Source organism: Bradyrhizobium sp. Unk1, assembly GCF_059512345.1.
Genome location: NZ_JCAMOP010000165.1, coordinates 1 through 1430, shown reverse-complemented (window position 1 = coordinate 1430; position 1430 = coordinate 1). Strand labels below are relative to the sequence as shown.

The following is a 1430-nucleotide window of genomic DNA, read 5'->3' as shown; positions in this document are numbered from 1 at the left end:
CCCCGCTTTCCTGCAAAATTGAATACTTACATCAAGACCAATTCTGCTTACTTCTCAGACCGATCCGTATTCTTCACATGGCGTAATCGCGACTGACGTCTTCTTGCGAACACGAGGATCGGTACGATCGGCGTCAGCAAATCGAAAGGGAGCAGCGCTGTGAAGCAGTACCTTGGCTTGGACATCTCTATGGAAGAAACCAGCATTTGCGTTTTAGACCAGACCGGCGGGGTAACATTCGAAGGTTGTGCGCCGACCAATCCGGAGGCGATCGCTAAACTCTTGCGGCGGCATGCCGGCAATGCTGAGCGGATCGTTTTTGAAACGGGCTCGCTATCGAATTGGCTTTGGCACCAACTCAAGGTACTGGGCTTTCCAGTGATTTGCCTTGATGCGCGTCATGCCCACGCGGCGTTATCGATGCGCATCAACAAGTCGGATCAGAACGATGCCAAGGGGTTGGCCGAAATGGCCCGCATGGGATGGCACCGGGAAGCTGCCGTGAAGGGGGCGGAGAGCTGGAAAACCCGTTCGATGCTGGCGGCTCGAAGCAAGCTGGTGGATTTGCGGCGTGACCTCGACAACCAGATGCGTGGTCTGTGTAAGGGGCTGGGAAAATTGCTCGGCAAGGCCGGCTCGACCTGCCTGGCTCGCAAGGTCAACGCTGTCCTCATTGAAGCGCCAGATTTGCAAGAAATTCTGGCGCCGCTCCTTCTTGCTCAGTCCTGTTTGACCGAGCAAATCGAGAAGTTCGATCGACAACTCTTAGCAGTGGCAAAAGGTGATCAAACTGTTGGACGAATGATGACCGTTCCGGGTATCGGTCCCCTGACCGCTCTGGCCTTTGTCGTTACCATCGACAATCCCGCTCGCTTCAGACATTCCGCGGACGTTTGCGCCTATCTCGGCCTGACACCGAGACGTTATCAATCCGGCGAGATCGATCGCACTGGCCGCATCTCCAAACGCGGCAACCACCAGGTTCGAACCTATCTGTTCGAGGCCGCGAACGTCCTGCTGACCGTTGTCAGGCGAGGTTCGGCGCTCAAGCGTTGGGGCAGTAAGCTGGCGAAACGGATCGGCGCAAAAAAGGCGAAGGTTGCCGTTGCTCGCAAAATGGCTGTCATCCTCCATGCCATCTGGACCGACGGCACTGAGTTCCAGGCAGAGATGGGCGCCGCATGAAGCAGCCTTAAACCGACCCAGATCCGCCTTCGGCGGAAAAAGCGTCCCCTGCCGGGACGAAGGTGTTGGCAATCTCGAAGTCGCCACTGCGGGCGTTACGCACCGCGCTCTTCACATCGAGATGCACACCTCTTGAACGCCATCATGCGGCGGCTGTAGAGACGACCGCGGAAAATGAAATGGACGCCTCCCTCCCAAATCGGTAGGAGCGGCAACGAGCGAGCCAACTGGGCAGAGAGGCATCA

The 1430-nt window shown here is 57.1% G+C and carries 1 protein-coding gene; it reads left to right on the top strand.

Annotation, left to right across the window (positions count from 1 at the left end; genetic code table 11):
* Positions 1–159 precede the first annotated feature (159 nt).
* Positions 160–1185: an IS110 family RNA-guided transposase gene (locus tag AC5ZFO_RS47890; protein WP_496124251.1), complete on the top strand. Its 1026-nt coding sequence runs from the start codon at positions 160–162 to the stop codon at positions 1183–1185.
* Positions 1186–1430 lie beyond the last annotated feature (245 nt).